The 3,765-nt window shown below is 60.7% G+C and carries 3 protein-coding genes and 1 pseudogene; 3 read left to right on the top strand and 1 reads right to left on the bottom strand.

The annotated features are described in order from the left end of the window. Positions 1-180 precede the first annotated feature (180 nt). The 3 genes from ACXJ7R_RS27140 to ACXJ7R_RS27130 all read left to right on the top strand — a co-directional run bounded on the left by ACXJ7R_RS27140 (position 181) and on the right by ACXJ7R_RS27130 (position 3,561). On the top strand, positions 181-609 hold the full coding sequence (locus tag ACXJ7R_RS27140) for a L,D-transpeptidase (RefSeq protein WP_095087450.1): 429 nt from the start codon (positions 181-183) through the stop codon (positions 607-609). Positions 610-973: 364 nt separating this feature from the next. Continuing rightward, positions 974-2,182 (top strand): carboxylate--amine ligase, encoded by a 1,209-nt coding sequence (locus ACXJ7R_RS27135; RefSeq protein ID WP_457154513.1) that lies wholly within the window; start codon positions 974-976, stop codon positions 2,180-2,182. A 158-nt stretch (positions 2,183-2,340) separates the two neighbouring features. Beyond that, entirely contained in the window at positions 2,341-3,561 is a 1,221-nt protein-coding gene (locus ACXJ7R_RS27130) for an NAD(P)-binding domain-containing protein (protein WP_457154512.1), read from the top strand. Here ACXJ7R_RS27130 and ACXJ7R_RS27125 read toward each other — a convergent pair. Continuing rightward, positions 3,540-3,765: pseudogene (locus tag ACXJ7R_RS27125) on the bottom strand (class I SAM-dependent methyltransferase); the annotation flags it as partial. The gene ACXJ7R_RS27130 and the pseudogene ACXJ7R_RS27125 sit on opposite strands and share 22 nt — an antisense overlap.

Genomic DNA, 3,765 nt, shown 5'->3' with positions numbered 1-3,765 from the left:
ACGGTGAACAGACCGGTGCGGCGTGTCGTTGCGGCAACTATCGCGCGAAATCGTTCAAATTCGCTGCTTTGGATTGGCGAATTGGTCAAGGAGTGTGTGCTATCGCATCACTCGCCATTAAAAAGATGAAAAACAACGTGATGGCAGGCAAGTAAGGGGCAATCAAAGGGGTTTGATCGCATGAAAAAGACTGTTCTCATGGCAGCCGTGTTTGTCGCGATGCTGTTCGGTGCCGCGGGGCAAGGCTGGGCGGCCAGCCTCGTTGCAAACATAGACGTGTCGTCGCAGACGATGACGGTCAGATACGGCTTTTCGGTCTACCGGTGGAGCGTGTCCACCGCGCGATCCGGCTATTTCACGCCGCGCGGCACCTATCGGCCGCAACGCACGGCACGGATGTGGTATTCGCGCAAATACCATATGTCRCCTATGCCTTATTCCGTGTTCTTCCATGGCGGCTATGCCATCCATGGAACTGGCGCCGTCAGGCAACTCGGCAGGCCGGCATCGCATGGCTGCGTGCGGCTGCACACGGCCAACGCCGCGACCTTCTATTCGATGGTGCGGGAAGTGGGTTTCGGCAACACGCGGATCGTCGTGACGAACTAGGGCCGTCAGTCGGGCATCGTCCGCGGCGCAGTCTTGTCTTATGTTAGCCGGTTCAACGTCGGTGGATTGCTGAACCGGTCTAACTGTTTGTTGGCACTTTCTTGTGAATTGCTTTGGCTGTCGACGCCAGTGGCAAGTCGGAACGCATAACAATCCTGGCATGGTCACTGCCGACTGCCGGGGCCTCTTTCTAAAGCGGCGCCAATTTTCGTTACCATGTGGAAAGCATTGGTATGAGACGTTCCGCCGGTGGTGGCAGCACCTGGGCGACCAGCTTCTATATGAGATGTCTCCTACGTTTCGCAGGCCGGTCAATCGGTAACCAGAAGTCTCGCCACTGCGCACCGATTGTCGGATTTGACGGATGCTCTCCCAGCCAGAAATGGACGATCGTGTTTCCAGTCGGCCCGCCGGGGTGGTTATTCTTGGTGGGGCGCACGGGACGCTGGCGCTGGCCAGGAGCCTTGGTGCGCAGAAAGTGCCGGTCTGGCTGATAAGCGCCGACACGCCTTTGCCCCGCTTTTCGCGTTACGCTCATCGGCAGATGACGTGGCCCGGCCCCGAGGATGACGGCGCCGTTGCCTTCCTGCTCGACCTGGCTGCGACCCAGGGATTGGGCGGCTTTCTTCTGGTTCCCGGCGGCGATCCTGAAGTTCGCCTGGTGTCGCAAGCCATCGAGCAACTGTCCGATGTATTCGACGTGGTGCTGCCACCATGGCAGCAGCTGAAATGGGTTTGTGAGAAGCCGCTTCTGTATCGCCGTGCCCGCGAACTGGCGCTCGCCATTCCGCTGACCTACGAGTTTACTTCGGTTGAGCAGGCAGGGGCGGCCGAGCTTCGCTTTCCCGTCATCCTGAAGCCGAACATGGGCGGGCGCAGCCGTTTCGCCCGTACAAAGGCCATTCTCGCCAACGACCAGGCGTCGTTCCTGACAGCCTACAAATGGGCCGCCGAAGACATTGGTTTTGAGAATGTCGTCGTCCAGGAAATGATACCGGGAGGAGGAGAAAACCAGTTTTCCTACGCGGCGCTTTGGAACCGGGGCGCACCGGTGGCCGAGTTCACTGCCCGCCGCAGCCGGCAATATCCGGTGGATTTCGGCTATACCAGCACGTTCGTGGAGGTCGTCGACGAGCCGCAACTGATCGACGCCTCGCGCCGGCTTCTTGGATCGATCGGTCACCACGGACTGGTGGAGGTCGAATTCAAGCGCGACCCCCGCGATGGCTCGTTGAAGATACTCGATGTCAATCCGCGACCCTGGACATGGTTTGGGCTTGCCGCTGCCGCGGGCGTCGATCTCGGTGCCATGCTTTGGGCGATCAGGTCAGGCCGCGAGGTCGGGGCGGTCTCGGCGCGGCCGAATACATCCTGGATGTACCTGGTTCGGGATATAGTGGCCGTCAGCAAGTTGATTTCAAGTGGCCGGCTGACAAGGCGGGCCTATTTGCGCTCGTTCGGTTCGGTGCGGGCATGGGCGACATTCACGGCAAGCGACCCGATGCCAGGCCTGATCGACATACCCTTGACCATGTGGAGAGTGTTGACGAGGCGAATACTTCGCAGGCGGTGAAACCATTAACCGACAACGCCATGTCATCTGTCGGACAGGCGGTAGGATGCGGTTCATTTCCGCATTCTTAACCTGGGAATGTTTAGGACGACGGGGTGTCCGACCGGGGTTTCAGTCGGGACCAGGCGTCGATAAAACGGAACCACGAGACCAGTGACATGACCGCTCCCATGCCCAGGAYCGATTGCGAGGTGGCTGTGATCGGTGCCGGACCGTTTGGGCTGGCCGTTGCTTCCGCCCTCAAGGCGGCGGGCATTGAAACGATTGCCCTCGGCGGCGCAATGTCCTTCTGGCGTGATCACATGCCGAGAGGCATGAGGCTGCGCTCACCCTGGCATGCGACCTATATCGGCCACACCAAAGGTTCGCTCTCGCTTGATTCCTACGCAGCGGTCCTTGGAATCTTGCCGCGCGAACCGCTGCTGCTCGAAAACTTCGTCGACTATGGACTGTGGATACAGGCCCAGGCGGTTCCCGATCTGGATACGCGCATGGTTGGCCGTGTCGAGACGGCGAGGGGAGGGTTTCGCCTCGCCCTTGCTGATGGTGATGCCGTCCAAGCGCGGCGTGTCGTCGTTGCCACCGGGCTGATGAATCAGCAGATGATCCCCGCCGTCTTCAATGGAATGCCCGCCGAACTGGTCAGCCATGCCAGCGAACATGCCGGCTACGAGGCCTTCCGCGGCAAGCGGGTCGCGGTCATCGGGCGCGGGCAGAGCGCCTGCGAATCCGCGGTGCTGCTGAAGCGTAGCGGGGCGGATGTCGAACTTGTCTGCCGTGGCGACATCCATTGGCTCGGGTATCGAACGCTGTCGGGAAACAAAAGCTGGAGTTTGCGTGACTTCGCTTCGGAGCGTCTTGCGTCTCCCTCGAGGGTCGGCCCCTTCCCACTGTCCTGGCTGGTCGAAGTTCCAGGCTTCGTGCACCGGTTTCCGGAGGCAGCCAGAGACGGGCTCAACATCCGCAGTCTTGGGGCAGGCGCGTCAGGCTGGCTGAAGCCGGACTTCGATGGAATAAAGGTCAATGCTGGCAGCAGGATTGTCGGTGCTGCCGCCAAGGACCACGCCATCGAACTGCGGTTCGAGAAGGATGTCGCCACCTTCGATCACGTGCTGCTGGGAACTGGCTACCGGATCGATATCGCCAGGCTCGGGCTGTTCGCGCCCGATGTGCTTGCCGCGATTGCGCGCCGGGAAGGGGCTCCGGTGCTCTCCGCGGGGTTCGAGTCGAGCATTCCAGGCCTACATTTCGTCGGTGCGAGCGCCGTCGGCAGTTTTGGCCCGCTGATGCGTTTCACTGCCGGCACGCCATACGCCGCGCGCAACGTCACGCGTTTCGTCAAGGCCAGAAGCAAGAGTTACGCTCCGGCGCGAAACTGAAAGACCGCGTAGTCGATGGTTCGGATCGCATCGAGGAAGCCGGGCATCGGCGGCACGGGAAGTTCCATGAAAATGCCGGCCGCCCGGATTGCCGGCCTTGCCCAATCGATGGCGCGGTGGCTTGAGCTTCCGTAGACGATGAAACAGTTTCTCGGGCGCCGTTCGAGCGACGACACGAGATTTTTCAGCACGATGTCGAAAACG

The organism is Mesorhizobium sp. P5_C1 (assembly GCF_054049815.1).
The sequence above is the reverse complement of the archived record's forward strand: the minus strand, read 5'-3'. Positions and strand labels throughout refer to the sequence as shown.

What these genes read in the sequence shown, in the direction of transcription:
- ACXJ7R_RS27135 (WP_457154513.1), top strand. Translation starts at nt 974, where the DNA reads ATGCTCTCCCAGCCAGAAATGGACGATCGTGTTTCCAGTCGGCCCGCC.